Source organism: Phycicoccus ginsengisoli, assembly GCF_054779295.1.
Genome location: NZ_BAAGYN010000004.1, coordinates 359,410 through 385,363, shown reverse-complemented (window position 1 = coordinate 385,363; position 25,954 = coordinate 359,410). Strand labels below are relative to the sequence as shown.

General features: G+C 73.8%; 27 protein-coding genes. 13 read left to right on the top strand and 14 right to left on the bottom strand.

Features of this window, described 5'->3' with window-relative positions; genetic code table 11:
* Complete coding sequence (locus tag ACYVDO_RS09210) at window positions 1-1,212, bottom strand: alpha-hydroxy acid oxidase (RefSeq protein ID WP_460934993.1); 1,212 nt, start codon at window positions 1,210-1,212, stop codon at window positions 1-3.
* Window positions 1,213-1,406: 194 nt separating this feature from the next.
* Window positions 1,407-2,669: a serine--tRNA ligase gene (gene serS, locus ACYVDO_RS09205; RefSeq protein ID WP_460934991.1), complete on the bottom strand. Its 1,263-nt coding sequence runs from the start codon at window positions 2,667-2,669 to the stop codon at window positions 1,407-1,409.
* 105 nt (window positions 2,670-2,774) lie between these two features.
* Here serS and ACYVDO_RS09200 point away from each other — a divergent pair, with 105 nt between their 5' ends.
* Entirely contained in the window at window positions 2,775-3,413 is a 639-nt protein-coding gene (locus tag ACYVDO_RS09200) for a LysE family translocator (protein ID WP_460934988.1), read from the top strand.
* A 6-nt stretch (window positions 3,414-3,419) separates the two neighbouring features.
* On the opposite strand, the gene ACYVDO_RS09195 is transcribed toward ACYVDO_RS09200, so the two are convergent.
* A complete protein-coding gene (locus tag ACYVDO_RS09195) occupies window positions 3,420-4,022 on the bottom strand; it encodes a DinB family protein (protein ID WP_460934986.1) in 603 nt (200 codons plus the stop codon).
* 51 nt (window positions 4,023-4,073) lie between these two features.
* On the opposite strand from ACYVDO_RS09195, the gene ACYVDO_RS09190 reads away from it, so the two are divergent.
* The 4 genes from ACYVDO_RS09190 to zwf are packed head-to-tail and all read left to right on the top strand — an operon-like array spanning window position 4,074 to window position 8,124.
* Complete coding sequence (locus tag ACYVDO_RS09190; protein ID WP_460934984.1) at window positions 4,074-5,186, top strand: diacylglycerol/lipid kinase family protein; 1,113 nt, start codon at window positions 4,074-4,076, stop codon at window positions 5,184-5,186.
* The gene (locus tag ACYVDO_RS09185) at window positions 5,186-5,896 is read left to right on the top strand and encodes a phosphatase PAP2 family protein (RefSeq protein ID WP_460934982.1); all 711 of its coding nucleotides are present in this window, start codon (window positions 5,186-5,188) and stop codon (window positions 5,894-5,896) included. Before ACYVDO_RS09190 ends, ACYVDO_RS09185 begins: the two co-directional genes overlap by 1 nt.
* Window positions 5,833-6,573, top strand: a complete 741-nt coding sequence (locus tag ACYVDO_RS09180) for a phosphatase PAP2 family protein (protein WP_460934980.1) — start codon at window positions 5,833-5,835, stop codon at window positions 6,571-6,573. The genes ACYVDO_RS09185 and ACYVDO_RS09180 overlap by 64 nt, the downstream gene beginning before the upstream one ends.
* Window positions 6,574-6,609: 36 nt before the next feature.
* Window positions 6,610-8,124 carry a glucose-6-phosphate dehydrogenase gene (gene zwf / locus ACYVDO_RS09175; protein ID WP_460935067.1) on the top strand — a complete coding sequence of 505 codons (1,515 nt, stop codon included), beginning with the start codon at window positions 6,610-6,612 and terminating at the stop codon, window positions 8,122-8,124.
* A 140-nt stretch (window positions 8,125-8,264) separates the two neighbouring features.
* Here zwf and pheA read toward each other — a convergent pair whose 3' ends face one another.
* Window positions 8,265-9,221 (bottom strand): prephenate dehydratase, encoded by a 957-nt coding sequence (pheA, locus tag ACYVDO_RS09170; RefSeq protein WP_460934978.1) that lies wholly within the window; start codon window positions 9,219-9,221, stop codon window positions 8,265-8,267.
* A 112-nt stretch (window positions 9,222-9,333) separates the two neighbouring features.
* Between pheA and ACYVDO_RS09165 the strand changes: the two genes are divergently transcribed.
* The gene (locus ACYVDO_RS09165) at window positions 9,334-9,963 is read left to right on the top strand and encodes a TMEM165/GDT1 family protein (protein WP_460934976.1); all 630 of its coding nucleotides are present in this window, start codon (window positions 9,334-9,336) and stop codon (window positions 9,961-9,963) included.
* A 171-nt stretch (window positions 9,964-10,134) separates the two neighbouring features.
* On the opposite strand, the gene ACYVDO_RS09160 is transcribed toward ACYVDO_RS09165, so the two are convergent.
* The gene (locus ACYVDO_RS09160) at window positions 10,135-11,424 is read right to left on the bottom strand and encodes a glycosyltransferase 87 family protein (protein WP_460934974.1); all 1,290 of its coding nucleotides are present in this window, start codon (window positions 11,422-11,424) and stop codon (window positions 10,135-10,137) included.
* Window positions 11,425-11,465: 41 nt separating this feature from the next.
* Here ACYVDO_RS09160 and ACYVDO_RS09155 point away from each other — a divergent pair, with 41 nt between their 5' ends.
* Complete coding sequence (locus tag ACYVDO_RS09155; RefSeq protein ID WP_460934972.1) at window positions 11,466-13,640, top strand: hypothetical protein; 2,175 nt, start codon at window positions 11,466-11,468, stop codon at window positions 13,638-13,640.
* Here the strand turns inward: ACYVDO_RS09155 and ACYVDO_RS09150 are convergent.
* The 5 genes from ACYVDO_RS09150 to ACYVDO_RS09130 all read right to left on the bottom strand — a co-directional run bounded on the left by ACYVDO_RS09150 (window position 13,564) and on the right by ACYVDO_RS09130 (window position 18,142).
* The gene (locus tag ACYVDO_RS09150) at window positions 13,564-15,066 is read right to left on the bottom strand and encodes a hypothetical protein (protein ID WP_460934970.1); all 1,503 of its coding nucleotides are present in this window, start codon (window positions 15,064-15,066) and stop codon (window positions 13,564-13,566) included. The two genes, ACYVDO_RS09155 and ACYVDO_RS09150, sit on opposite strands and share 77 nt — an antisense overlap.
* A gap of 15 nt (window positions 15,067-15,081) precedes the next feature.
* Window positions 15,082-15,819: a glycosyltransferase gene (locus ACYVDO_RS09145; RefSeq protein WP_460934968.1), complete on the bottom strand. Its 738-nt coding sequence runs from the start codon at window positions 15,817-15,819 to the stop codon at window positions 15,082-15,084.
* Window position 15,820: 1 nt separating this feature from the next.
* The gene (locus ACYVDO_RS09140; RefSeq protein WP_460934966.1) at window positions 15,821-16,711 is read right to left on the bottom strand and encodes a DUF5926 family protein; all 891 of its coding nucleotides are present in this window, start codon (window positions 16,709-16,711) and stop codon (window positions 15,821-15,823) included.
* Between the two features lie 89 nt (window positions 16,712-16,800).
* Window positions 16,801-17,268, bottom strand: a complete 468-nt coding sequence (locus ACYVDO_RS09135) for an ATP-binding protein (protein ID WP_460934964.1) — start codon at window positions 17,266-17,268, stop codon at window positions 16,801-16,803.
* A gap of 37 nt (window positions 17,269-17,305) precedes the next feature.
* Window positions 17,306-18,142 (bottom strand): glycerophosphodiester phosphodiesterase family protein, encoded by an 837-nt coding sequence (locus tag ACYVDO_RS09130; RefSeq protein ID WP_460934962.1) that lies wholly within the window; start codon window positions 18,140-18,142, stop codon window positions 17,306-17,308.
* A gap of 96 nt (window positions 18,143-18,238) precedes the next feature.
* Here ACYVDO_RS09130 and ACYVDO_RS09125 point away from each other — a divergent pair, with 96 nt between their 5' ends.
* The gene (locus ACYVDO_RS09125) at window positions 18,239-18,718 is read left to right on the top strand and encodes an RNA polymerase sigma factor (RefSeq protein WP_460934960.1); all 480 of its coding nucleotides are present in this window, start codon (window positions 18,239-18,241) and stop codon (window positions 18,716-18,718) included.
* On the top strand, window positions 18,715-19,308 hold the full coding sequence (locus ACYVDO_RS09120; RefSeq protein WP_460934958.1) for a methylated-DNA--[protein]-cysteine S-methyltransferase: 594 nt from the start codon (window positions 18,715-18,717) through the stop codon (window positions 19,306-19,308). Before ACYVDO_RS09125 ends, ACYVDO_RS09120 begins: the two co-directional genes overlap by 4 nt.
* A 140-nt stretch (window positions 19,309-19,448) precedes the next feature.
* Here ACYVDO_RS09120 and ACYVDO_RS09115 read toward each other — a convergent pair whose 3' ends face one another.
* Together ACYVDO_RS09115 and ACYVDO_RS09110 are read right to left on the bottom strand one after the other, a co-directional pair.
* Window positions 19,449-20,090: a DUF421 domain-containing protein gene (locus tag ACYVDO_RS09115; RefSeq protein WP_460934956.1), complete on the bottom strand. Its 642-nt coding sequence runs from the start codon at window positions 20,088-20,090 to the stop codon at window positions 19,449-19,451.
* A 278-nt stretch (window positions 20,091-20,368) separates the two neighbouring features.
* A complete protein-coding gene (locus ACYVDO_RS09110; RefSeq protein ID WP_460934954.1) occupies window positions 20,369-20,575 on the bottom strand; it encodes a hypothetical protein in 207 nt (68 codons plus the stop codon).
* 95 nt (window positions 20,576-20,670) lie between these two features.
* Here ACYVDO_RS09110 and ACYVDO_RS09105 point away from each other — a divergent pair, with 95 nt between their 5' ends.
* Both ACYVDO_RS09105 and ACYVDO_RS09100 read left to right on the top strand, forming a co-directional pair.
* A complete protein-coding gene (locus ACYVDO_RS09105; RefSeq protein WP_460934953.1) occupies window positions 20,671-21,495 on the top strand; it encodes a DNA glycosylase AlkZ-like family protein in 825 nt (274 codons plus the stop codon).
* Window positions 21,496-21,560: 65 nt separating this feature from the next.
* Complete coding sequence (locus ACYVDO_RS09100) at window positions 21,561-22,103, top strand: dihydrofolate reductase family protein (protein WP_460934951.1); 543 nt, start codon at window positions 21,561-21,563, stop codon at window positions 22,101-22,103.
* Window positions 22,104-22,167: 64 nt separating this feature from the next.
* On the opposite strand, the gene ACYVDO_RS09095 is transcribed toward ACYVDO_RS09100, so the two are convergent.
* Together ACYVDO_RS09095 and ACYVDO_RS09090 are read right to left on the bottom strand one after the other, a co-directional pair.
* A complete protein-coding gene (locus ACYVDO_RS09095) occupies window positions 22,168-23,034 on the bottom strand; it encodes an ABC transporter permease (RefSeq protein ID WP_460934948.1) in 867 nt (288 codons plus the stop codon).
* Window positions 23,031-23,930, bottom strand: a complete 900-nt coding sequence (locus tag ACYVDO_RS09090; protein ID WP_460934946.1) for an ABC transporter ATP-binding protein — start codon at window positions 23,928-23,930, stop codon at window positions 23,031-23,033. Before ACYVDO_RS09090 ends, ACYVDO_RS09095 begins: the two co-directional genes overlap by 4 nt.
* 130 nt (window positions 23,931-24,060) lie before the next feature.
* On the opposite strand from ACYVDO_RS09090, the gene ACYVDO_RS09085 reads away from it, so the two are divergent.
* Together ACYVDO_RS09085 and ACYVDO_RS09080 are read left to right on the top strand one after the other, a co-directional pair.
* Entirely contained in the window at window positions 24,061-25,260 is a 1,200-nt protein-coding gene (locus tag ACYVDO_RS09085; RefSeq protein ID WP_460934944.1) for a sensor histidine kinase, read from the top strand.
* Window positions 25,257-25,946, top strand: a complete 690-nt coding sequence (locus ACYVDO_RS09080; RefSeq protein ID WP_460934942.1) for a response regulator — start codon at window positions 25,257-25,259, stop codon at window positions 25,944-25,946. The genes ACYVDO_RS09085 and ACYVDO_RS09080 overlap by 4 nt, the downstream gene beginning before the upstream one ends.
* Window positions 25,947-25,954 lie beyond the last annotated feature (8 nt).

The following is a 25,954-nucleotide window of genomic DNA, read 5'->3' as shown; positions in this document are numbered from 1 at the left end:
CTACGGGAGCCGGACGTGGCCCGGGTGCAGGTCCGCGACCGTCGCGACGCCGAGCAGCGCCATCGTGCGCCGGACCTCCTGGGTCAGGATGTCGACCGCCCGCTGGACGCCGGCCTCGCCACCGGCCATGAGCCCGTAGAGGTAGGCGCGGCCCACCATCACGCTGCTCGCGCCGAGCGCCACCGCGGCCACGACGTCGGCTCCGGACATCACGCCGGTGTCGAGCATGACCTCCTTGTCCGGGCCGAGCGCCTCGCGCACCTCCGGCAGCAGACGCAGCGGCACCGGCGCACGGTCGAGCTGGCGGCCGCCGTGGTTGGACAGCACGATCGCGTCGACGCCGGCGTCGAAGACCGTGCGTGCGTCATCGACGGTCTGGATCCCCTTGATGACCAGGGGGCCGTCCCACTGCGAGCGCACCCACTCCAGGTCGGCCAGCGTCATCGTCGGGTCGAACAGCGCGTCGAGCAGCTCGGCGATGGTGCCGCTCCACGAGCTCAGGCTGGCGAACGTCAGCGGCTCGGTCGTGAGCAGGTTGAGCCACCACGCCGGGTGCATGGCGGCGTCGGCGACGGTGCGCGCGGTCAGGGCCGGCGGGATGGAGAAACCGTTGCGGGCGTCGCGCAGCCGCGCGCCGGCCACCGGGACGTCGACGGTCAGGACGAGGGCCTCGAACCCGGCCTCCTTGGCGCGGCGCATGAGGTCCTCGCCCGCGCTGCGGTCACGCCAGACATACAGCTGGAACCACTTGCGCGCTGCGGGGGCCGCGGCCGCCACGCCCTCGATCGAGGTCGTGCCCATGGTGGAGAGCGTGTACGGGATGCCGGCCCGCTGGGCGACGCGCGCCACGGCACGCTCGCCCTCGTGCTGCATCATCCGGGTGAAGCCCGTGGGCGCGAACGAGAACGGCAGCGCGGAGGGCCTGCCGAGGAACTCGGTCGTCGTGTCGATGGCCGAGACGTCCTGCAGGATCGCCGGCCGGAACTCCAGGCCCGCGAAGGTCCCCCGCGCACGGCGCAGGCTGATCTCTCCCTCGGCCGCCCCGTCCGTGTAGTCGAACACCGAGCGCGGGGTGCGTCGGCGCGCCACCGTCCGCAGGTCCGCGATCGTGAGGGCGGAGTCGAGCCGGCGGCGCTTGGGGTCGAGCTGCAGCGGCTTGGGGCGCAGCAGCGGCTTGAGCTCGGACCACTTGGGCAGCTGTCGTTCGGTCACCCGTCCAACCTAACCCGGTCGCCGAAACGGGCAACACGGCAGTTGCTGGCACGAAACGGCAGTTCAGAAGTCCCGTTTCACGTCAGCAACTGCCGTTTCGCAGCGAAGGGTCGCGCGTGGGCCGCCCGGACGCCCCCCACCAGGCAGGCCGGTCGGGGGCACCCGGTCAGGGACGTCCGGCCAGGGGCATCCGGTCAGGCGGGGCGGAGGACCTCGAGGCCGAGGAAGGGACGCAGCGCCTCGGGGACGACGACCGAGCCGTCGGCCTGCTGGTGGTTCTCGAGGATCGCCACCATCCACCGGGTCGTGGCCAGCGTGCCGTTGAGCGTGGCGACGGCCCGGGTGCCCTGGCCGTTCGGGTCGCGCTCGCGGGTGTTCAGCCGGCGCGCCTGGTAGGTCGTGCAGTTCGAGGTCGACGTCAGCTCGCGGTACCGGCCCTGCGTCGGCACCCACGCCTCGCAGTCGAACTTGCGCGCCGCCGGTCCGCCGAGGTCCCCGGCCGCGGTGTCGATGACGCGGTACGGGACCTCGATCTTGGCGAGCATCTCCTTCTCCCAGCCGAGCAGCCGCTGGTGCTCGGCGGCGGCGTCCTCGACCCGGCAGTAGGTGAACATCTCGACCTTGTGGAACTGGTGCACGCGGATGATGCCGCGGGTGTCCTTGCCGTACGACCCGGCCTCGCGGCGGTAGCAGGCCGACCACCCGGCATACCGCTTCGGACCGGCGGAGAGGTCGAGGATCTCGTCGGCGTGGAAGCCGGCGAGCGCGACCTCCGAGGTGCCGGTGAGCCAGAGGTCGTCGTCGGCGAGCCGGTAGACCTCCTCGGAGTGCTTGTCGATGAAGCCGGCGCCGGCCATGACGTCGGTCTTGACCAGCGTCGGGGTAATGACGGGCGTGAACCCGTGCTCGACCGCCTGCGCGATGCCCATGTTCAGCAGCGCCAGCTCGAGCCGCGCGCCGACGCCGGTGAGGAAGTAGAACCGCGAGCCCGACACCTTGGCGCCGCGCTCCATGTCGACCGCGCCCAGCATCTCGCCGAGCTCGAGGTGGTCGCGGGGCTCGAAGTCGAAGCTCGGCACCTCGCCGACCGTCTCGAGCACCTCGTAGTCGTCCTCGCCGCCGACCGGGACGCCCGGCTCGACGACGTTGCCGATCTGCCGGATGAGCGTGCCGAGCTCCTCCTCGGCGGCGTCGGCGTCGGCCTGTAGCGACTTCACCTGCGCGGCGAGGTGCTTGGTCTTGGTGAGCAGCGCGTGCTTCTCCTCGCCCTGCGCCTGCGCGACCTGCTTGCCCATCGACTTCTGCTCGGCGCGCAGCCGCTCGAACTCGGTGAGGCTCGCCCGGCGCCGGTCGTCCGCGGACAGCACCGCGTCGACCACCCCTTCGTCCTCGCCACGGGCGCGCTGGCTCGCGCGGACCCGGTCGGGGTCCTCGCGCAGGAGCTTGATGTCGATCACCGGGTCAGCCTAGCGAGGGGGTCCGCGGTGTCCGGTACGAGATGCGGCGTCCGCCACGTGATTCCCCGTTGCCCCGGTGCCGCCCCCGGTCCGATCCTGTCGGGTATGCCGTCCGCCGCCACCCTGGGCACGTTCGCCCTCGCCGCCACCGCGCTGATCCTGCTGCCGGGGCCCGCGATGCTGTTCCTCATCTCGCGCGGGATCGGCCAGGGCAGCCGCCGCCTGGCGCTGGCGTCGATGGCCGGGATCGAGACCGCGACGGCCCTCATGGTGGTCGCGACGGCGTTCGGCCTGTCCGCCGTGATCAGCGCCTCGGTGGTCGCCTTCTCGATCGTGAAGTACGCCGGCGCGGCATACCTGCTCTGGCTTGCGGTCCGCGAGTTCCGCAGCCACGGGCACTTCGCCCTCGACCGGGTCCCCGTGACCAACCCGCGCCGGGCGTTCGGCGACGCCTTCCTCGTCGGCATCACCAACCCCAAGACCGCGGTGTTCTTCGTGGCCTTCTTCCCCCAGTTCCTGCACCGTGAGTCCGGGCCGGTGTGGTCGCAGGTACTCGTGCTCGGGGCGATCTTCGTCGTGATCGGGGCGCTCTTCGACAGCGTCTACGCCCTCAGCGCCGGCAGCCTCGGCCAGTGGCTCGGTCGCCACCCCAGGGCGGTCGAGCGGCAGAAGTACGTGTCGGGCTCGATCTTCCTGGTCATGGGCGGCGCGGCCGCCCTCACCGGCCACCCGCAGAAGGCCTGAGCGGCGTCAGCGGTCTCTCGCGCCGGGCACGACGCCCACGTCGACGAGGTGGTGGGCGAGGTCGTGCAGCAGGTACTGGCCCAGCGTGAGCACGGTGAACTCCGAGCCGTTGCCGCGCAGGCCGCGCCGCTGCCAGTCCTCGCCGTCGACATCCTCGAAGGCCCGGCAGGTGGTGACCGCGGCCTCGACCAGCTCCTCGGCGACGACGGCCGGGTCCTGCTCGCGGTAGCGGCCGGACACCGCCGCCTCGTCCTGGTCCCAGTTCGCGAACTGCGCCCCGTCCTCGGCGAGCATCTGCCGCACCCGCCCCTCGAAGACCCGGCACGCGTCCCGGACGTGGCAGGCGTACTCCAGCGGCGACCACACACCGGGCGCGGGTCGCTCGCGCCCGTCGTCCCGCTCGAGCACCGCGCGCCAGGGGGCCGTCAGGGCCAGCACCTGCTCGGCCACCTGGGGGCCGGTGACCGCCGCCGCCTCGAACCCGCACTCGGGGCACCTCTGCTCGAGCACCCAGGTCCAGTCCTTGGTGTCCGCGGGCACGCTGTCCGCGGGCACGCTGTCGGACACATCGGGCACGGCGTCCCGGGGGCGGTCGTGGGGGGCGTCCATGGCGCCACCGTACGGCCAGCACCCCCACCTACCCTGGGGTAGCGTCTGCCCGTGCTCCAAGAACATGCCGGGTGGGTGGTCGTCGGCGCGGTCCTCGTCGTGCTGCTCGCCGCCCTCGGCATCGCCGCCTGGTCGAGCGATCGGTCCAGTCGACGCCGCGGCGCCCACCGGGCGCGCCGCTGGGGTCGCCGTCCGCACCGCAACGACTTCCGACCGGAGGGCACCGTGACCGAGGCTCCACGCCGCAGGGTGGCGATCATCGTCAACCCCACCAAGTTCGAGGACCTCGAGTCGGTCAAGGAGCACGTCACCCGACAGGTCGTGAACCACGGCTGGTCCGAGCCGGCCTTCATCGAGACGACGGCCAAGGACACCGGCAAGGGCCAGGCCGAGCAGGCCCTGCGCGACGGCTTCGACCTCATCTGCCCCCTCGGCGGCGACGGCACCGTGCGCGCCGTCGCCGAGGCGATGGTCGGCAGCGACACCCCCCTCGGCCTGCTGCCCGGCGGCACGGGCAACCTGCTCGCCCGCAACCTCGACCTCCCGTTCGACGACCTCGACGACGCGCTCCGCGTGGCCCTCACCGGCCAGAACAAGCGGATCGACGTCGGCCGGCTGACCGTCGACAGCAGCGGCGAGGACCAGCGGCCCGAGACCCACGTCTTCCTCGTCATGGCCGGCTTCGGGTTCGACGCGGCGATCATGGCCGACGCCCCGGAGAAGCTGAAGGCGAAGGTCGGCCCCGCGGCATACATGGTCTCGGGCACCCGGAACCTGCGCGGCCCGCAGTTCAAGGTCCGGGTGAAGGTCGACGACAACGAGGAGTTCAGCCGCCGCACCCGCACCGTCGTCATCGGCAACGTCGGCAAGCTGCTCGGCGGCCTCGTCCTGCTCCCCGACGCCGAGGTCGACGACGGCCAGCTCGACGTCGTGATCCTCTCGCCCAAGGGCTTCGTCGGCTGGGCGGCGGTGGCCGGACGCGTCCTGTCCAAGCGCCGCAAGGGCCACGAGCGGGTCGACCACCACACCTGCCGCGAGATCCGGGTCCGGGCGGACCGCCCCCAGGAGGCGCAGGTCGACGGCGACACCATCGGCAAGGCCCGGGCCATCTCCGCGGAGGTCGTCCCGCACGCACTGGTCGTCCGGGTCGGGACCGTCGACTGATGCCGGCCGCGACCGCCACCGCCGCCACGTCCCCCGCACGCTCGAGGGTGGTGCGGCTGGGCCGGGGTGCGCTCGCGATGGTCGCGTTCGCGGTGCCGTTCGTGCTCATCGGGTATGCCGTGCGGCAGAAGTTCGACCCGCTCGTCCACCTGGACAACGCGATCGCCGACCGGGCGACCGACGCGACCCGGGCCGTCGGCGCCGGCAACGCGCTCATCGTCCTGCAGGCCGTGAGCCAGCCGTGGGTGCTCTACATCGGCGCCACGCTGGTGTGCCTGTGGGCGTGGCTGGCCAAGGGGCTGCGCAACCGGGCGCTGTGGGCCTTCGTGACCATGATGGTCGGCTGGAACCTCGCCCTCGACGCCAAGCTCATCGTGCAGCGCGCCCGCCCTGTCGTGGACGACCCCATCTCGCACGCCCCGGGCTACTCCTTCCCGTCCGGGCACGCCGCCAACGTCGCGATCGTCGCCACGGCGATGGTGTTCCTGCTGTGGCCCGTCCTGTCGACGGTGGGCCGTCGGGTGCTCACCACGGTGGCCGTCGTCGTGGCCCTCGCGGTCGGCCTCGACCGGATCTTCCTCGGCGTCCACTTCGCCTCCGACGTGGTCGCCGGGTGGATTCTCGGTGTGGGCACTACCTTCTCCTCATGGCTCGGATTCATCGGCAGGACCTCACCGACCTCGCCCTCCGGGCCGTCGCACCCGGCGTAGTCGTCTGGGGGGCGATCGTCGGCTTCGGCCTGCTCATCACCGGCCCCCTGACCGGCCTGTCGAAGAGCGAGGAGTCGGTCAACAGGACCCTCGCCTCGGACCGCACCCCCACGTGGAACACGATCACCATGCTGTGGTCCCACGTCGGCAACACCGAGTACGTCATCGCGGTGTGCATCCTGGTCTCGCTGATCCTGCTGTGGCGCACCAAGGACCTGCTGTTCAGCCTGGTCCCCGTCATCGCGATCTCGTTGCAGGCCACCATCTTCGTCCTCGCCACCCTCGTCATCGGGCGTCCGCGGCCCAAGGTCGGCCACCTCGACCCGGCGCCGCCGACGTCGAGCTACCCGAGCGGCCACGTCGGTGCCTCGACGGCGCTCTACCTGTCCTTCGCGCTGCTCGCGACGCGGATCGAGCGGGCCTGGCTGCGCCGGCTGACGGTCGCGATCTGCCTGCTGCTGCCGCTGCTCGTGACCTACGCCCGGCTGTACCGCGGGATGCACCACGTCACCGACGTGGCCGTGGGCATGCTCAACGGCATCGTGTGCGCCCTGCTGGCGTACGCCTGGTGGCGGCACCGGGCGCGGGCCCGCGGCGAGGCAGGCGAGGCCGGCGAGCGCAGTCCGAGCAGGCGCGGCGGGCGCGCCGGCGGCCTGGCCCGCCCGGAGAGCGCCTGACCGCGCCCTCTGCGCACCGCGTCCCGCGGTGCCAGAATCGACGACGTGCCGGATGCCACGCCGCCCCGCCCGCAGACCATCTCCTACCCCGCGTCGGAGCGGGTGACCACCCGGAACCCGCTCGAGCCCGCCGACCCCCACGTCATCGTGCTCTTCGGCGCCACCGGTGACCTGGCCCGCCGCAAGCTGATCCCCGGGCTCGCCCACCTCGTCACGAGCGACCTCGCGCCCGACATCCGCGTCGTGGGCACCTCGCTTGAGGACCACGACGACGAGGGCTTCCGAGCGTTCGCCAAGAAGGCGGTCGAGGAGTTCGGCTCGCACCGGTTGACGCCCGAGCAGTGGGACGCCTTCGACGACCGGCTCGTCTACGTGCCGCAGGGAGCCGGGCCGGAGCGCCTGGCGCAGGCGGTCAAGGAGGCCGAGGAGCAGCTCGGCCCGCAGACCCTGCGGCTGCACTACCTGTCGGTGCCGCCCAAGGCCGCGGTCGCGGTGCTGCAGATGCTGCGGGAGGCCGACCTCGTCGACCGGGCCCGCGTCGTGATGGAGAAGCCCTTCGGCACCGACCTCGAGAGCGCCATCGCCCTCAACAACACCGTGCACGAGACGTTCGCCGAGGAGCAGGTCTTCCGGATCGACCACTTCCTGGGCAAGGAGGCGGCGCAGAACATCCTCGCGTTCCGGTTCGCCAACGGCCTGTTCGAGCCGATCTGGAACCGCAACTTCATCGACCACGTGCAGATCGACATCCCGGAGACGCTCGGCCTGGACCAGCGGGCCAACTTCTACGAGGCGACCGGGGCGTACAAGGACATGGTGGTCACGCACCTGTTCCAGGTCATGGCATTCGTGGCGATGGAGCCGCCGACCGCGCTGGAGCCGCGCGCGATCTCGGAGGAGAAGAACAAGGTCTTCCGGTCGCTGCTGCCGATCGACCCGGACTGCGTCGTCCGCGGCCAGTTCGCCGGGTACACCTCGCTCGACGGCGTGGCCCCGGACTCCGACACCGAGACGTTCATCGCGCTCAAGGTCGGGCTCGACAACTGGCGCTGGGCGGGCGTCCCGTTCTACCTGCGCACCGGGAAGCGGATGGCGGAGGGAGCCCGGATCATCTCCATCGCGTTCCGCGAGGCGCCGCGCTCGATGTTCCCGCACAACTCCGGCGTCGGGTCCGCCGGCCCCGACCACCTCACCTTCGACCTGGCCGACGAGTCCAAGGTGTCGCTGTCCTTCTACGGCAAGCGGCCGGGGCCGGGCATGCGGCTGGAGAAGCTGTCGATGCAGTTCTCCACCCAGGAGACCGAGCGTGCGGCCGACGTCCTCGAGGCGTACGAGCGGCTGATGCTCGACGCCATGCGCGGCGACCACACGCTGTTCACCACCGCCGAGGGCATCGAGTCACTGTGGGAGCGGTCGCAGCCGCTCCTCGACGACCCGCCCGAGTCCAAGCCCTACCCGGTCGACTCGTGGGGCCCCAACGCCATCCACCAGCTCATCGCCCCGCACGCCTGGCGGCTGCCCTTCGAGCGCGCCTGGCGCGAGAAGAAGTAGCCTGCCCGGCTCGCGCAGAGAGCGCCCCGCGCCCCGCGCCCGGCGCGACCGCGCCCCGCGCCCCGCGCGAAACAACGGTTGCTCGACGTCCCGCGGGACGACAACCCGCGGGTTGCCGCGCAACCGTTGTTTTGCTGGGGTCAGGTGCTGCGGAGCTCGCGCAGCCAGGCGCGCGCGCTGCCGAACGCCTCGTCCGTCGTCTGCGGGCTCACCTGCACCGCGGCGCCGTGCGCGGCGGGGTAGCTGCCGAGGAACCGCACCTGCGCGCAGACCCGCTTGAGCCCGAGCAGCGCCTCGCCGACCCGTTCGTCGAGCACGTGGCCCTCGATGTCGATCGAGAAGCAGTACGAGCCCATCGAGGCCTTCGTCGGCCGGGACTCCAGCCGGGACAGGTTGATCCCGCGCACGGCGAACTGCTCGAGCAGCTCGAGCAGCCCACCCGCGTGGTCGTCCCGCTGGTACAGCACCAGCGTGGTCTTGTCGGCGCCGGTGCGCTCGGGCAGCCGCCCCGGCCGCGCCACGAGCACGAACCGGGTCACCGCAGCGGCGTTGTCGCCGATGCCCTCCGCGAGCACCTCGAGGCCGTGGTTGCTCGCCGCCACCGGGGCGCAGACCGCCGCGTCGTAGGCCGGCCGCTCGCCGCCTGCGCCCGCCGCACCGTCGGCGTCCGGGTGCAGGGCAAGGCCCTGGGCCGCCGACGCGGTGGACAGGGTCGGGACGTAGGTCGCCTCCGGCAGGTGCGTCCCCATCCAGCCGCGGACCTGGGCCCACGCGTGGCTGTGGGTGCCGACGGCGCGCACGGCGGACAGCGGCGTCCCCGGCCGGGCCGCCAGCACGAAGGTGATGGGCACGAGCACCTCGGCGGTGACCACCAGCGGGTCACCGCTGGCGAGCGCGTCGAGGGTCGCACTCACGCCTCCCTCGACCGAATTCTCGATCGGCACCATCGCGCCGTCGGCCTCGCCGGAGCGCAGCAGGGCCAGCGCCTGGTCGACCGAGCCGCAGGGGCGGTGCGTGGCGCCCTGCGACGGCGCCCACGCGGCCAGGGCCATCTGCGTGAACGTGCCCTCGGGGCCGAGGTAGGCGTACGTGGTCATGGGGCGACCCTCTCGGATCCGGTGGGGTGGCCGCCCGCGGTGGTCACCTCGCGGACGGGTGTGCCGGACACCGGCCAGCGTAGGCGCGCCGCCCGGATAGGGTCGACGCGCCATGGACCTCGACCTCGCCACCATCGCCATCGTCTTCGCCGCCATCTTCGTCGTGGAGCTTCCGGACAAGACGTTCATCGCCACCCTCGTGCTCGCGACCCGGTTCCGCCCGTTGTTCGTGTGGATCGGGGTGTCGCTGGCCTTCCTGGTCCAGACCCTGGTCGCGGTCGTCATCGGCGGCCTGCTCACCAACCTGCCCAAGCGGCCGGTCGAGGTCTTCGCGGCGCTCATGTTCCTCGTCGGCGGCTTCATCCTGCTGCGCGGTGCCAAGAAGGCCGACGAGGAGGAGAAGGAGACCGAGGAGGAGTTCGCGCACAAGGGCGCGGCGACCGCCGTGGGGCTCAAGGCGATCGCGGTGTCGTTCTCGGTGCTGTTCCTCGCCGAGTGGGGCGACCTGTCCCAGCTGCTCACGGCCAACATGGTGCTGCGCTTCCACCAGCCGCTGTCGGTCTTCCTCGGCGCGTTCCTGGCGCTGGCCACGGTGTCGGCGCTCGGGGCCGTCATCGGCCGGGCGCTGCTCGCGCGGGTGCACCTCACCACGATCCGCCGGGTGGGCGGTGTGGTCTGCCTGCTCCTCGCGGCCCTGACCACGCTGGAGATCCTGGGCGTCATCTCCGCCCCGCACGCCTGAGCCCGCCCGACACGGACGTCTGCGCACAGACCAGCGTGTCAGTGCGCAGGGAGCGGGTCACTGCGCAGTGGCACGCGGGCGTGCGCACAGACGCGCGGGTGTGTGCCGGGGAGGGGAGGTATGCCGGGGAGGTGAGGCATGCCGGGGAGGGGAGGTATGCCGGGGAGCCGCTCAGCCCCGGGCGGTGACCGCCTCGGGGTGCGCGGGGGCGCCCGGCTCGAGCGCGCTGTCGTCCGCGTCGCCGCCGGTGGTGCCGGGCTCGCGCAGGTGCAGGGCCCACCAGAGCAGGGCCAGGGCCATGAGCGAACCGAACGTGTCGGCGTTCTGCAGCACCCGCCCGATCCACCGCGGCCAGTCCGGGTGGCTGAGCCAGGAGATGCCCCACCACGGCATCCGGCACAGGAAGAAGCCGGTGATGGCGGCAGCGGCCCAGATCCGGCGGCGGTCGCGCAGCGGGTCGGCCCCGAGCACCGCGAAGACCACGACCACCATCCAGTGCAGGTGGTGGATCCACGCGACGGGGGACAGCAGCACCGCCATGAGCCCCATCGCCGCCACCTCGCTGATCGAGTCGCCCGCACGGTAGGCGCGGCGGCCCAGCTGGTAGCCGACGACCCCCACGACCGCGACCAGGGCCAGCCACAGGACGTTGCCAGCGAGGCCGTCGGGGCCGACGCGGAGCAGGAACCCGCGGATCGACTGGTTCGACGTGCCGGCGTTCGGGCCGAGCCGGGTGGGGTCCTGCAGCGCCCCGCCCCAGAACGCGAACGACGCCTCGGGCAGCAGCACCCACGACCCCACCGTCACCACCACGGCGGTCACCACCGCCGTGGCCGCCTCGCGCCAGCGCCGGTTGACCAGGTAGTGCACGACGAAGACGCCGGGCGTCAGCTTGATCGACATCGCCAGCCCCACCAGCACGCCCGGCGGCACGTGCCGGAGCACCCCGGGCCGGGGCCGGCGCAGGTCCATGAGGCAGGCCAGCACCATGAAGGCGTTCACCTGCCCGAACCGGATCCCGTCCGACACCGGGTGCAGCCAGATCATCGGCGCGGTGAGCAGCGCGAGCACGATCGGCATCCACGGGCCGGTGCGGTGCAGCAGGCGCCACCCGGCATACCAGACGATGGCCGTCGTGGCCGCGACCTGCGCGAGGGTCCACAGCCACCCCACCGCACCGAACGGGATGAGCGCCAGCGGCACGGCGAGCACCGCCGCGAAGGGCGGGTAGGTGAACGGGAGCAGCTGCGGCGACTCGGTCATCGCCGAGTAGATGGGGCGACCGGTGAGGATGGACACGCCGGCCTCGCGGTAGACCTCGACGTCGACCTGCCACTGGTCCAGCGGCCAGAACACGAGGTAGCGCAGCGTCGGGACGGCGGCGGCCGCGAGGACGAGCACGACGGCCAGCGTCCACCGGGCACGAGCGGGCCAGGCGGCGATGCGGCGCAGGGAGGTCACACCCGCATTCTGTCGTGTGCCCTGCCCCGTAGCCTGTACGGGTGACCCGCCGCGCCCTGACCCTGCTCGCCGGCCTCTTCACGGTGCTGGTGGTGGGGGCGGGTGCGGCGTCCGCGGCGAGCCCGGCGGGGCCGGGCACGGCCACCGGCCCGGTCATCCTCATCGGCACGGGCGGGTTCACCTGGACCGACGTCGACGAGCAGAACACCCCGGCGCTGTGGTCGATGCTGCGCGACGGCTCGACGGCCGCCCTCTCGGTGCGCTCGGTCTTCACCAACACCTGCCCGGTCGACGGCTGGCTCAGCCTGTCCGCGGGCAACCGTGCCGCCGCACCCGGGCCCGGCAAGGACGGCGCGCGCAGCACCTCCGACCCCTGCCCGGCGATCCCGGAGGTGGACAGCGGTGTCGTCCCGGGCTGGGACCGGTACGTCCGTGCCGCCGACGCCCGCAAGTTCGACAGCACCCTGGGCACCCTCGGCGAGACGCTCGCCACGAGCGGCCAGTGCATCCAGGCGGTGGGGCCGGGGGCCGGGGTCGGTGCCGCCTACACGAACGGCTCGGTGCCCCGGTATGCCGCGTACGACGCCGGCCAGCTGACCGGCCTGCTCTCCCGGTGCCGGGTGACCCTCGTGGACGTGGGCGCGATCCGCGACCCCGCCGAGCTGCCCCCCGGTGAGTCCGCGGGAACCCCGGCCGGTCGCGCCCAGCAGGCCAGGGCCATCGACAACCGCATCGGCGAGGTCCTCAAGGCCGCCCCGAACGGCTCGGACATCGTGGCGGCCAGCCTGTCCGACGCCGGCGCGCAGGAGCGGCTGCGGCTCGTCGCCGCCAAGGGCCCGCACTACGGCTCGGGCACGCTCTACTCCCCGTCCACCCGGCAGGACGGCCTGGTCCAGTCGGCCGATCTCACCGTGACGCTGCTCGCAGCTGCCGGGGCCGACGTCCCCACCGGGCTCGGCGGCAAGGCACTGCGCCGCGGCGAGGAGGGGTCCAACTCCGAGGCGGCGGCCCGCGACCGGCTGCGCCACCTCGTCGACTTCGACGACGCCAGCCACGACGTCCACGCGCTCGTCCCGCCGTTCTTCAACGCGGTCGTCTACACCCAGATCGCCATCTACCTGCTGGCGGCGGTCGTCTGGCGACGGGACTTCGGCGCGATCGGGCTGCGGCTCAAGCTGCTGCGGATCACCCGCCGGGTCGCCGTCGTCGCCGCGGCCGTGCCCGCCTCGACGTTCCTGGCCAACCTCCTCCCGTGGTGGCGCTTCCCGGTGCCGATGATCGGGGTGGTCGTCGCCGTCGCGCTGTTCACCGCGGCCATCTCGGCGGTCGCGCTGCTCGGCCCGTGGGCCCGGCGGCTGACCGGGCCGCTGTCGGTGGTCGCGCTCGCGACGATGCTCGTGCTGGGCATCGACGTGATGACCGGCTCGACCCTGCAGATCTCCTCGCTCATGGGGCTCCAGCCGGTCGTCGGCGGCCGGTTCTACGGCATGGGCAACGTGACCTTCGCGCTCTTCGCGACCGCCGCGCTGCTGCTCGCCACCGCCGTCTCGAGCCACTTCGTCCGCCGCGGCCGCCCCCGCCTCGCGGCCGCCGCCGCCGCCGCCATCGGGCTGGTCGCCGTGGTCGTCGACGGCCTCCCCGCCTGGGGAGCCGACGGCGGCGGCCCGCCGGCCCTGCTGCCCGGCCTCGCCTACCTCGTGCTGGCCATCCTCGGCATCCGGATGACGTGGCGCCGCGCACTGGTCGTGGGCGGTGGCACCGCCGCGCTCTTCCTGCTCGTCGCCTTCCTGGACTCGCTGCGCCCGCCCGACAAGCAGTCCCACCTCGGCCAGTTCTTCGAGGCCCTCGGCAACGGCACCGCCGGCGACATCGTGCTGCGCAAGCTCGACCAGAACATCGGCATCCTCTTCGGCAACTACCGGCTGGCGCTGCTCGTGCCGATCGCGCTCGTCTTCGTCATCTACATCCTCGCCCGCCCGACGTCGTGGGGGTCGCGGGCGCTGCAGCGCTCCTACGACGCGATCCCCACCCTGCGACCGGGTCTCATCGCCCTGCTCGTGACGCTCACGATCGGCTTCGCCATCAACGACTCAGGGGTCGCGATCCCGGCCAACGGCGCGATCATCGCGGTGCCCCTCATCATCGCCGTGTCGGTGCGGGCGCTGGAGGACGAGGCCCGCTCGAGCGCGACGACCCGCGCCATGCGGCGAGTGTGAGCCACCCCCACACGAGCAGCACGGCATACGGCACGGGCACCCGGCGCACCCACAACGTGATCCGCTGCACCGTCGCGGTCATGCCCTCGACCCGGCCCGGCACGTAGGCGAGCGTCACGGCGAGCAGGTGCGCGAGCAGCGCCCGGTCCAGGACGCTGGCGCCGAGCAGGGGCAGGGTCGCCCAGGTGAGCAGGAGGTACCAGGGCAGGGAGTATGCCGCCGCGAGGGCGTAGGCGGTGGAGAGGACGAACGTCCACCGGGTCGCCGTGCCGAGCACCCCGGCAGGGGCCAGCCCCCGGGTGAGGCGGCCGAGGGCGACGACCAGGACGAGCGCGACGAGGACCGACAGCACCGTCACGAGCGTGCGGGCACTCGACCCGCCCAGCGGCCCGGACACGAGCTGGTAGACCAGCCGCCACGGGGTGGCCAGGGAGATCGAGCGCCGGGCCCGCTCGAGCTGGTCGAAGACGTGCGGCCCGGCCCACCAGTGCAGCGGCACCGCGGCGACCAGCGCCCCCGTCACGAACCTCGCGGACCGCCACCCCCAACCGCGACGCTCGTGCGTCCACCAGGCGAGGACGACCGCGACCACCACGACCGCGGCGGTCACCTTGGTCGAGACGGCGAGGCCGGCGAACAGGCCCGCGACGAACGCGCTGCGCGGCGCCGCCCACAGGGTGAGGACGACCAGCGCGGCGGCCACGACGTCGACGTGGGCGCCGAACACCGCCAGCCCGATCACGAGCGGGTTGGCGAGCCAGAGGGCCGCGACCCGCCCCCGGCCGGCGCCGGACTGGTGCAGCAGGGCCGCGACCGCGAAGAACGCGACCAGGCAGATGACCTGCCACCACACGACCGTGGCCCGCAGGCTCGCGCCGCCCGCCGCGGAGGCGGCCTGCTGGAGCAGCGTGGCCAGCGGGCCGTAGATGCTCGGGGTGCCGTCCCACGGCGGGCGGACGGCGGAGATGACGGGGTCGTGGCCGGGCCAGGCGTTCGGGGGGGTGAGGTACGGGTCGCCGCCGAGGACCGAGATCCGGCCGTACGCCGCGTAGTTCGTGTGGTCGGCGGAGCCGAACGCCGTGGCCCACCCCAGGGCCACCACCGGCAGCGCCGGCAGCAGGAGGAGCCAGGTCCACGGCCCCCGTGTCGGCAGCCCCCAGCGCAGGTGCAGCAGCACGCCGGTGGCACCCAGGACGTAGGCGGTCCACAGCAGGGCGGTGACCAGCCAGGGTCCGGGGGCCCAGGGCAGCTCGTGGCCGCCCGGGCCCAGCGGTGGCTTCGCCGCGCTCGGGCCCGAGATGCCGACGAGGAGCAGGAGCAGGACCGAGACCACGAGCAGGCCGGCCGCGACCACGCGGCCCGGCGTCCACGGGACCTCGGCCCGTGCCGCGGCCGGGTCGTCACGGCGCTGCCGGTCGGCCGGCACTGCCTGCGCCGGTCCTCAGCGCAGCCGGCGCCGGGCCCGGCGCCGGGCGAGGGCGAGCCCCACGTCGCGGTACTGCGCGGCGCGGTGCAGCTGGGAGCGCAGGTCCGTCCCGGTCACCCGGTGGTGCAGCTCGCAGGGGACCTCCTGCACCTGCAGCCCCGCGAGCAGGACGTCGACGGTGAGTCCCACCTCGACGCCCCAGCCGCGGGCGAGCGGGCTGGCCGCGTCGAACGCGGCGCGGGTCAGGCAGCGCATCCCCGACAGCGGCTGGGCCGCCACGAAGCCGGTGAGCTCCTCGATGCCGGTCCGGGCGAGCCGGACCACGAAGCCGCGGCCCCCTCCGGGCGTCCGCTGCGGGGGCAGGGTCGCGATCGTCATGTCGGTGCGGCCCTCGATCACCGGCGCCACGAGGACGCCGAGGTTGGCGGCCGAGTCCTCGAGGTCGGCGTCGACGAAGAGCAGGGGCCGCCGGTCGTCCGAGCCGCCCACGCGGCCCTCGACCCCCTCCTGCCGCGCGACCCAGCCCGCCCCGGTCGTCATCGCCGCCGCCTTGCCGCGGTTGCGCGCGTGCCGCACGACCTCGGCGCCGGCCTCGCGGGCGACCTCGGCCGTGGCGTCCGTGCTGCCGTCGTCGACGACCACGACGAGGTCGACGCCCGGCAGCCCGAGGACGGCGCGCACCGTCGCCGCGATGCGGTCGGCCTCGTCCTTGGCCGGGATCACGGCGGCGACGCCGGTGGTAGGGGAGGTCATGTCAGCGCAGGGTCACCTGGCGGCTCAGCAGGCCGGAGCGGGCGCGCCGCTCCTCCGGCGTCAGAGGCGTGTCCGAGCCGAGCACGCCGGCATACCGCTCCATGAGCTCGGCGAGCGCGTCCTCGTAGTCGGCGGCCTCCTTGTCGGGGTCGAGGTCCCAGACGGGCACGAGCAGGCCGCAGGCGCGGAACGCGCCGAGCAGCCGGGTCGACCCGCCGAGGCCGTCGTCGCCGGCGGCACGCAGCCGCGCCAGCGCGTCGGTGGCGACGTCCTCGTCGTCGGGCAGGACGAGCCGGATGTGGGTGCGCTCGCCGATGCGGCACCAGTACGCCGAGCGGGTGCCGGCCATGCGCACGGTGGGGATGACCGACTCGTTGGCGCGGTCGAGCGACTCCTGGGCGGCCTCGTCGAGGTCGCTGTCGCCGACCCAGAACTCGAAGCCCTCGTGCACGGTGACCTCGAAGTCGGCCGTCGTGTCGAGCAGGTCCTGCAGCCTCGGCGAGTCGGCGGTGGAGCCCGGGGTGTGCACCAGGGGCACGCCCTGCTCGGCCTCGGCGGCGGCGAGGAGCGAGGTGGCGAGGTCGCGGGAGGCGTCACCGGACACCGAGCCCGACTGGGTGCTGAAGAGCACCGTGCCGTCGGCCCGGTGCAGGCCGGGCCACGCCATGGGCAGCACGGTCGCGACCGTCACCTCGTCGGGGGCACCCTCGGGCGCCTTGCCCTTCGCGAACCGGACCGTGGCGGTCGCCGCCGGCAGGATCTCGCGCATGGCCACCCAGTCGGTCTCGTTCGGCAGGCCCTCGAAGGGACGCGCGACGAACGGGGCGGGCTCGACGCGTGCAGGACGCGAGCCGGAGTCTGCGCCCTTGCGGCGCCGTGATGCCTTACCCATGGCGCAAACCCTAGGGGGTCGGGCCCCGGGGGCGGGGACCGTGTGGCAGGGACCGTGTGGCGGGGACCGTGGCGTGGACCCGTGCGGCCTCAGTGGCTGCGGCGCCTCGACGGGCCGCCGAGGGAGGCCCAGACCGTCGAGCCGGTGCGGTCCTCGGTCACGCCCCACTCGTGGGCCAGGCTGCGCACGATCCGCAGCCCGCGGCCCGAGGGGGCCCAGACGGCGCGCGGGGCGGGACGCGGGGTGGTGTCGCTGCCGCCGTCGGTGACCTCGACCTCGACGACCCCGGCCTTGACCTTCCAGTGCACGCGCAGCATCCCGTCGGAGAGCGGGCGGGCGTGGCGGATCGCGTTGGACACCAGCTCGGAGGCTACGATCTCGGCCTCGTCGACCACCGCGGGGGGCACGTCCCGCTCGGAGAGGTCCTCGACGACGGCGCGGCGGACCTGCGCCACCGACGTCGCCCGCCAGGGCACGCGGATGGTGCGCGAGGCGTCGCGGACGGGGTTCGCGGTCGCCGTCCGCAGGGGCCGGCGGGGCTGTGGTGCTGCAGTCATGCGGTGCTCAGTCCGTTCTCGGGGAACGGGTGGGAGGTTACCTGCTGGCGTGCACAGCGTCGAGGACGGCACGGGGGCGGTTGGTGATGATGGCGTCGACGCCGAGGTCCAGGCACAGCTGCACGTCCTGCGGCTCGTCGACGGTCCAGACGTACACGTCGTGCCCGCGTTCGTGCTGACGGCGCACGGTCTTCGGGTGGCGCCGGACGATCTCGAGGTCCAGGCCGACCGTGCGCACCCCCCGCGGCAGCGAGCCGTCCCGGAACCGCAGCGGCACCGAGTCCTCCACGAGGTACACCGACGGGACGTCGGGGCAGAGCTGGCGCATCCGCTGGACCGCGAGCTGGGAGAACGACATCACGCGCACCCAGTGCTGCCCCGGCTGCTGCGGCCCGTCGAGCCCGAACTCGGCCAGCACCTTGGCGAGCTGGCGCTCCACCAGCCCGGCGTACCGGGTCGGGTGCTTGGTCTCGATGGCCAGCCCGATGGGGCGCTCGCTCTGGGTGACCGTGGTCAGCAGCGCCCGCAGGGTGAGCAGCTGGTTGCGGTTGCGGTCGGGGACCTCGTCCTCGCCGCCGTGCTGGGCCTTCCAGGAGCCCCAGTCCAGGCCCTCGAGCTCGGCGAGCTCCAGGGTCGAGACGATGCCGCGGCCGTTGCTCGTGCGGTTGACCCGGCGGTCGTGGACGCAGACGAGGTGCGAGTCGGCCGTGAGCCGGACGTCGCACTCGAGGGCGTCGGCCCCCTCGTCGATCGCGCGCAGGTAGGCCTTGAGCGTGTGCTCCGGCTCCTCCGAGCTGCTGCCGCGGTGGGCGATGACCAGGGGCGGGTGCCGGCGGTCGCCAGCAGACGGCGTGGGGACGACGGCGTCGGGCACGCGACCATGGTTCCACACGCCGGCTGGCACAGTGGCCCTGACCGGTCGGGTCGCCGGTGGCGCTCACACGGGAGGGAGGTGCGGCGTTCGTTGGGTGTGACCCTGCCTCCCTTCCAGCACCTCGTCGACGCGCACTGGCGTGACGTCGCCCGGCTCGCGCACGCCCTCGCGGGCCCGGTGGACGGCGACGACGTGGCACAGCAGGCGTGGACCCAGGCCCTCGCGGCATACCCACGGCTGCGCACGGCCACCAACCTGCGCGGGTGGGTGCTCACGATCACGCACCGGTGCGCGATGGACGCGCACCGCCACCGGGGCCGCCGTGCGGTGCCCCACGACGACCCCGGGCGGCTGGCCGCCGGGCCGACCGTGGCGGCCGCCGACGCGGCGCTGCCCGACACCGACCTGTGGCGGCGCGTCGGCGCCCTGCCGCAGCGCCAGCGCGAGGCGGTCGTGCTCAAGTACGTCGCCGACCTCGACCACCCGACCATCGCCGCCGCCCTCGGCTGCTCGCCGGCCATGAGCCGGCGGCTCGTGAGCGACGCGCTCGCCACCCTGCGCAAGGACCTGCCATGACCGATCCCACCCGCCTGCTCTCCGGGTTCGAGCCCGACGTGCACCCCCCACGGTTCGACCCCACGGACGTCGCGTACGTCGTCGAGGACACCGCCGTCGGCCGGATGCTGTTGGCGCGCAACCCTTCCGGGGCGCTCGTCGCGTCCTCGTTCGTGCCGGACACCGAGGCCGAGGACCGGGTGCTCACCCGGATCAGCGCCCGGGTGTCACCGCGCGTGCTGCGCCAGCCGGGCGAGCTCGACGACGCGCGGCGCGAGCTCGAGGAGTTCCTCGCCGGCCGTCGCCACGCGTTCACGCTGCGCACCGACCTGGCGCTGGCGTCGGACTTCCAACGCGTCGTGCTGCCGGGGCTGGTGCGCACGGTCGGCTACGGGCACCGGGCGACGTACGGCCAGCTCGCCGGGGCGGTGCAGCGGCCGGGTGCCGCGCGGGCCGTCGGGGCTGCCCTCGGCGCCAACCCGCTGTGCGTCGTCCTCCCGTGCCACCGCGTCGTGGCCTCCTCCGGGGCCCTCACGGGGTATGCCGGTGGGCTGGCGGCCAAGCGCTACCTGCTCGACCTGGAGGCCGAGCACCTCGCCGACCCCGCCTGACCCGGACCCGGCGTCATCCTCCGGACCGGCCCGACCCCCGCAAGACAACGGTTGCGCGGCTTCCCGCGGGTTGTCGTCCCGAGGGTCGTCGAGCAACCGTTGTTTTGCCGGGCGAGGGCGGGGTGGTCACGGTGGGGAGGTCAGGGGTGCTCGGGGTGGCCGTCGGGGCCGTGGCGGGACGCGAGCGCGGCGGTGAGGGCCTCGACCGCGCGCCGCAGGTCCGCGACCGTCGCGTCCCTGGCCTCGGGCTGCAGCTGCACCGTCAGGGTCCCGCCGGGCTCCATCGACGCGGACCGGACCTCCGCGAGCCCGTCGGCGCCCTGCTGCTGCAGGGCGTTGAGCAGCTCCGCCTGCGTCATCCCCAGGCGGCGCAGGGCCTTCCGGTCGGCGACCCCGTCCACCACGACGAGGGTCGGCCTGCCGTCCAGCAGCCAGGCGACGCGGGGGCTGACCATGGCCCACCGGTCGAGCGCGGTGTTGACGGCGACCAGCACCACTGCGCCGAGGACCCCGCCGACGAGGGAGTTGTCGTTGCCGATGATGGCGTTCTGCACGACGTTCGACAGCAGCAGCACGACCACGAGGTCCAGGCTGTTCATCTGGGCCATCAGCCGCTTCCCGGCCACCCGGATGATCACGAGGATGGCGACGTAGACCAGGACGGTGCGCAGCACCTTCTCCCACGGCGGCACGCCGAACGAGAACAGGTCGCCGGCGATTCCGCGCGAGGCGCCGGGCAGCGCGGCATACACGCCGGACAGGGTGGTGACGACGTCGGGCACGGCAGCCTCCTTCGGCGTCCGCGGGCGCGGACGCCTCAGGTGACCACGCCGCCGCGTCGGTCGCGAGGAGCCTCGCCGTGCCGTCGGTGTGGGCACAATGGGCGGGCACGCAGTCGCGAGGCGGGGAGGGTCGGTGCACCAGCGGGGGGACAACGACGGGCGGAGGGTCCGGGTCCGGGTCTCCCGCGTCCGGGCCTCCCGCGTCCGGGCCTCCCGCGTCCGGGTCTCCTGTGTCCCGCGGAGCCGGAGGTCCTGAGGTGCCACCCGCCACGGCCAGGTCACGCCGTTCCGCCGCTGCGCCGCGCGTGCTGACGCCCGAGCAGGCGCGACGGATCGCGGTCCGGGCGCAGCTGCTCGCCGAGCCGCGGCCCACCGACCTGCTCGGGCTGGTCCGGCACCTCACCGTCGTCCAGGTCGACCTCACCGCTGCGGTGGCCCCCAGCGCCGACCTCGTCTGCTGGGGCCGGCTCGGCTCCGCGTTCCACCCCGACGACCTCGACGACCTGCTCGACGCCCGCCAGGTGATCGAGCTCGACGGAGGCTCCGGCCGGCCGAGGACCTCGCCCTGTTCCGGGCCGAGATGGCGCTGTGGCCCGGGCCCGAGCCGCTCACCGAGTGGCAGGTCGACCTGCAGGAGTGGGTCGAGGACAACGACGGCTGCCGGCTCGACATCCTCGACGTGCTGCGCTCGGAGGGCCCCACCGCCGCCCGGGACCTGCCCGACTCGTGCGTGCGGCCGTGGCGCTCGAGCGGCTGGAACAACAACCGCAACGTGACCATGCTCGTCACCCAGATGGAGCGCCGCGGCGAGATCGCGGTGTCGCACCGTGAGGGCCGCGAGCGGATGTGGGACCTCGCCGAGCGGGTCCACCCCGACGACGACGTGGTGCCGGTGGAGGAGGCCTTCGAGACCCGGCAGCGGCGCCGGCTGGCCTCCCTCGGGCTGGCCCGGGCCCGGGTCGCCGAGGTGCCCGGAGAGCCGTACGACGTGGGGCCGGTCGGCGCGGAGGTGGTCGTGGAGGGCGTCCGGGGGACGTGGCGGGCGGACCCGGAGCTGCTCGAGCGGGCGGACGAGCCCTTCGAGGGCCGGACGGTCCTGCTGTCGCCGCTCGACCGCCTCGTGTTCGACCGCAAGCGGCTCACCGAGCTGTTCGGCTGGGAGTACCAGCTGGAGATGTACAAGCCCGCTGCCAAGCGGCGCTGGGGCTACTGGGCGCTGCCGGTCCTCGACGGGGACCGGTTCGTCGGCAAGCTCGACTGCACCGCCGACGTCGAGCACGGCGTGCTGCGGGTGGACGCCCTGCACCGGGACGTGCCGTTCGACCGGGCCCTGGAGCGGCGCGTGGACCGCGAGGTCGCCGAGCTGGCCCGGTGGCTCGACCTCGATTTGGCGCGGGCGCGATGAGTTCCGCACCCGTCCCCGGTCGGTAGGTTCGACGGCATCCGCACCCCACCACCGGAGGAACCACCATGGGCCAGATCCACGTGCACGAGTTCATCTCGCTCGACGGCGTCTTCGAGGACCCGTCCTGGACCTTCGAGCACGGGTTCGACCCGGCGATGGGCGAGACGCTGGCCGCCGTGATGGCGGACGTCCGGGGGATCCTGTTGGGGCGCACCACGTTCGAGGCGTTCGCCCCGGCCTGGCGCGACCGTACGGTCGAGGACGACCCGGGCGCCCCGTTCTTCAACGAGACCACGAAGTACGTCGTCGGCGCCGGCGAGCCGACCCAGGAGTGGGGGCACACCGAGCGGCTCGGCGCCTACGACCCCGAGGTCATCCGCCGGCTCAAGGACGAGGACGAGGGCGACCTCTACGTCAGCGGCAGCGGCAGGCTCGTGCGGGGGCTGCTCGCCGACGGCCTGGTCGACCAGCTCCATCTCTTCGTCTACCCCGTCACCCTCGGCACCGGCTCGCGCCTGTTCGCCGAGGGCGAGTCGCACCGGCTCGCCCTGGCGGCGCACGACGTCTACGCCAACGGCGTCGTCCACCTCGCCTACGCCCCGGCGTGAGGGTGGGCGGCCCGCTCCCCCGGAGCGAACCGCCCACCCCCGGCGTGAGCCCGGGACCCGGCCCCTACTTGAGCTCGCTGCGCAGCACGCGCCAGGCGCCGAAGGCCAGCGGCAGCACCACCCAGAGCAGTGACGAGGTGCCCAGCTGGGCCCACTGCTGACCGGTCATGTCGCCCTCGAGGAGCGGCTGCATGGTGGCGTTGATGTCCAGCCACTTCGCCGCGTCGTGCAGCCAGCCCACGAGCGACCCGAGGATGCCCCAGACCGTCGGCAGCACCAGGTAGGCGACGATCGCGGCCGGCGTGTTCAGCAGCGACAGGCCGAAGCCCACACCCTGGAGCAGGCCCAGCGCCAGCAGCAGGGCCATCCCGCCGACCAGCCCTCCCGTGAGCTCCCAGTCGGCGTCGGCGCCCCGGACACCCACCGCGAGGCCGTGCACGAGCGCCCCGAGGAGCAGCGACATCCCGAAGGCCAGCACGGCGGTGGCCAGCGCGGCCAGGGTCTTGGCGAGGATGACCCGGCCCCTGCGCGGCTCGAGCGCGAAGGTCGTCAGGCCGGTCCGCTGCGACCACTCCGCAGTCGCCGCCATCACCCCGACGAGGGGCACGAGCAGGCCGAGGGGGGTGGCGGTGGCGGTGAAGTACGCGGCGTACGCATGGTTGCCACCCTGGACGAACAGCAGGATCACCATGACGGCGGCGACCACCAGGCCGATGCTGAGCAGCAGCCAGAAGCCGGCGCGGGTGTCGACCTGCTTGCGCCACTCGACGCGCGAGAGGGTGAGCAGCCCCACCGGCGCCGTGGGTCGCGGGCCAGGGATCCGGGGCAGGCGCGCCCGAGCGGCCGCCGGCCCCGCGGGCCGGGCGCCCACGGCTGCGGTGCCGGTGCCCGGGCTCTCGGCCGGCGTCGTGGCGGTGGTCCCGGTGCTCATGCCGCCACCTCCTCGCGCGCGTCCGCGGCGGTGAGCTCGAGGAACATGTCCTCCAGCCCACGGCCGTCACCGGACCTCAGCTCGACGAGCACGACCCCGTGCCGGGCCGCGGTCGCGCCGACCTCGCCCGGCTCCGCCTCGACGAGCAGGGTGCCGCCCGCGCCGTCCGTGGCGACGAGCCCGTCGGCGTCGAGGGCCGCGCGCAGGGCGGCGACGTCGGCGGCCCGAACCACGGTCCCGGCGCCGCGCAGCAGCTCCTCCGTGGTGCCGTGGGCCACGATCCGCCCTCGGCCGATGACGACGATGTCGTCGGCCACGCGCTCGATCTCGTTCAGCAGGTGCGAGGACAGCAGCACGGTGCCGCCCTCGTCGGCGAAGCCGCGCAGCAGGCTGCGCATCCACCGGATGCCGGCCGGGTCGAGGCCGTTCGCAGGCTCGTCGAGGACGAGCACCTGCGGGTCGCCGAGGAGGGCGTGCGCGAGGCCGAGCCGCTGGCGCATCCCGAGGGAGTAGTTGCGGACGCGACGGCTGCTCTCGCGCTCGGTGAGCCCGACGAGGTCGAGCACCTCGTCGACCCGACGGTGGTCGACCCCCATCAGGGTCGCGCCGAGGCGGAGCACCTCGCGACCGGTCCGGCCGGCGTGCTGGGCGGAGGCGTCGAGCAGGACGCCGACGTGGCGCCCCGGGTTGGGCAGGGCGGCGTAGGGCCGGCCCAGCACGGTCGCGGTGCCGCTCGTGGCGGGGGTGAGCCCGCACAGGATCCGCATCGTCGTCGACTTGCCCGCCCCGTTCGGCCCGAGGAAGCCGGTGACCCGGCCCGGCTCGGCCCCGAAGGACACGTCGTCGACCGCGGTCACGGCGCCGTAGCGCTTGGTCAGTGAGTTCACGGTGATCATGGCCTCCACGGTGGCCGGCAGGGTTCCCCGGCCACATCCGCCCGAGGCATCGCGCACCCCCTACCAAAGTCTGGGCGCGCGCGACTTCGGTCGGAAGCCGACCGGCCGCCACGCGGCATACCCTGCCGGGGTGCTGCTCACGAACCCCCACCCGCTCCCGCGCACCGTCTGGGGCGAGACGTGGCGGATCCTCGCGGCCGGGACGTCCAGCGCGCTGCTCTTCGCCCTCGTCGTGGCCGGGTCGACGAGCGTGGGCCGCACGCCCCCCGGCTGGCTCACGGCCCTTGACGTCGCCCTCGGCGTGGTGTCGCTGGTGCTGCTGCCGCTGCGTCGGCGCTTCCCGCTCCCGGTGGCCGTGCTGCTCGCCTGCTTCATGTTCGTGTCGATCTGCTCGGTCGGGGCCGCCTCCATCGCCCTCATCTCGCTGTGCACCCACCGGCGCTGGTTGCCCGTCGCGGTCACGGCGGTGCCGTCGGTCCTCGCCGGCCTCAGCTACGAGCAGATCCGCCCGACCAGCAACGGGAGCGGGTTGTGGGAGACCGTCACCAACATCGTCATCGGTGTCCTGATGTATGCCGTGTGCGTCGCGATCGGGTACTACGTCGGCGCCCGTCGGGCGCTCCTCGCGTCCCTGCGCGAGCGGGTGGAGACGGCCGAGCGGGAGCAGGCGAGCCGGGTGGCGGAGGCTCGGGCGACCGAGCGTGCCCGCATCGCCCGGGAGATGCACGACGTGCTCGCACACCGGATCTCGTTGGTGGCCATGCACTCCGGCGCCCTGGCGTTCCGCGACGACCTCGGCCGCGAGGAGGTCGCGCAGGCGGCCACGGTGATCCGGGACAACGCCCACCTCGCCCTCAGCGAGCTGCGCGACGTGCTCGGCGTGCTGCGGCTGACCGACGGCGAGGACCTCGGGGTCGAGCAGCCGGAGCGTCCCCAGCCCACCCTGTCCGACCTCGAGGAGCTCATCGGCGAGGCCCGGGCCGCCGGGTCGCGGATCGACGCGGAGCTCGACCTGGAGCACGCGGGCGGTATCCCGGACTCGTTGTCGCGCAATGCCTTCCGCATCGTGCAGGAGGTGGTCACCAACGCCCGCAAGCACGCCCCCGACGAGCCGCTCGCCCTGGCGGTCCGGGCGGTCCCCGGCGACGGCGTGGGCATCACGGCCCGCAACGGCATCCCCGCCGAGGACGGGCGGCCGGCGCTGCCCCGTTCGGGGATGGGCCTGGCGGGCCTCACCGAGCGGGCGGTGCTCAGCGGCGGCACGCTCACCTTCGGGGTCGACCGGCGTGGCGACTTCGTGGTCACCGCCCGGCTACCGTGGGACCGGTGAGCCAGGGGCAGCCGGTCGAGGGCGCGGTCCGGGTCGTCCTCGTCGACGACGACCCGCTCGTGCGTGCCGGACTCCGGATGATCCTCGGGGGGTCGCCCCGGATCGAGGTCGTGGCCGAGGCCGGCGACGGTGTCGAGGGGGTCGAGGTGGTCCGCCGCGAGCGCCCCGACGTGGTGCTCATGGACATCCGGATGCCCCGACGTGACGGCTTGGAGGCGACGCGGCTGCTGGTCGCGGAGCCCGACGGCGGGTCGCTGCGACGCCCACGGGTCATCGTCCTCACGACCTTCGACACCGACGACCTGGTGGTGCAGGCGCTGCGCACCGGCGCGAACGGGTTCCTCCTCAAGGACACGCCGCCGGCCCAGCTCGTCGACGCCGTGCTGGCCGTGGCCGCCGGCGCTCCGATCCTGTCGCCGAGCGTGACGGCCCAGCTCATCGCCCGGGTCTCGCAGGACGACGACCCCAGGCTGGCCGCGGCCCGGCTGCGCCTCGCCACCCTCACCGACCGCGAGCGAGAGGTCGCGCTCGCGATCGGGCGTGGCCTGTCGAACGCCGAGATCGCGGCCGAGCTTTTCATGGGGGTGCCCACCGTCAAGGCCCACGTGTCGCGCCTGCTCACCAAGCTCGGGGCCGACAACCGGGTGCAGGTCGCCCTCACCGTGCACGACGCCGGCCTCGCCTGATCGGCCGC

What these genes read in the sequence shown, in the direction of transcription:
- ACYVDO_RS09200 (WP_460934988.1), top strand. Translation starts at nt 2,775, where the DNA reads ATGCCGTCCGCCGCCACCCTGGGCACGTTCGCCCTCGCCGCCACCGCG.
- ACYVDO_RS09195 (WP_460934986.1), bottom strand. Translation starts at nt 4,022, where the DNA reads ATGGACGCCCCCCACGACCGCCCCCGGGACGCCGTGCCCGATGTGTCC.
- ACYVDO_RS09185 (WP_460934982.1), top strand. Translation starts at nt 5,186, where the DNA reads ATGCCGGCCGCGACCGCCACCGCCGCCACGTCCCCCGCACGCTCGAGG.
- ACYVDO_RS09180 (WP_460934980.1), top strand. Translation starts at nt 5,833, where the DNA reads ATGGCTCGGATTCATCGGCAGGACCTCACCGACCTCGCCCTCCGGGCC.
- pheA (WP_460934978.1), bottom strand. Translation starts at nt 9,221, where the DNA reads ATGACCACGTACGCCTACCTCGGCCCCGAGGGCACGTTCACGCAGATG.
- ACYVDO_RS09165 (WP_460934976.1), top strand. Translation starts at nt 9,334, where the DNA reads ATGGACCTCGACCTCGCCACCATCGCCATCGTCTTCGCCGCCATCTTC.
- ACYVDO_RS09145 (WP_460934968.1), bottom strand. Translation starts at nt 15,819, where the DNA reads ATGACCTCCCCTACCACCGGCGTCGCCGCCGTGATCCCGGCCAAGGAC.
- ACYVDO_RS09140 (WP_460934966.1), bottom strand. Translation starts at nt 16,711, where the DNA reads ATGGGTAAGGCATCACGGCGCCGCAAGGGCGCAGACTCCGGCTCGCGT.
- ACYVDO_RS09135 (WP_460934964.1), bottom strand. Translation starts at nt 17,268, where the DNA reads ATGACTGCAGCACCACAGCCCCGCCGGCCCCTGCGGACGGCGACCGCG.
- ACYVDO_RS09120 (WP_460934958.1), top strand. Translation starts at nt 18,715, where the DNA reads ATGACCGATCCCACCCGCCTGCTCTCCGGGTTCGAGCCCGACGTGCAC.
- ACYVDO_RS09105 (WP_460934953.1), top strand. Translation starts at nt 20,671, where the DNA reads ATGGCGCTGTGGCCCGGGCCCGAGCCGCTCACCGAGTGGCAGGTCGAC.
- ACYVDO_RS09100 (WP_460934951.1), top strand. Translation starts at nt 21,561, where the DNA reads ATGGGCCAGATCCACGTGCACGAGTTCATCTCGCTCGACGGCGTCTTC.
- ACYVDO_RS09095 (WP_460934948.1), bottom strand. Translation starts at nt 23,034, where the DNA reads ATGAGCACCGGGACCACCGCCACGACGCCGGCCGAGAGCCCGGGCACC.
- ACYVDO_RS09090 (WP_460934946.1), bottom strand. Translation starts at nt 23,930, where the DNA reads ATGATCACCGTGAACTCACTGACCAAGCGCTACGGCGCCGTGACCGCG.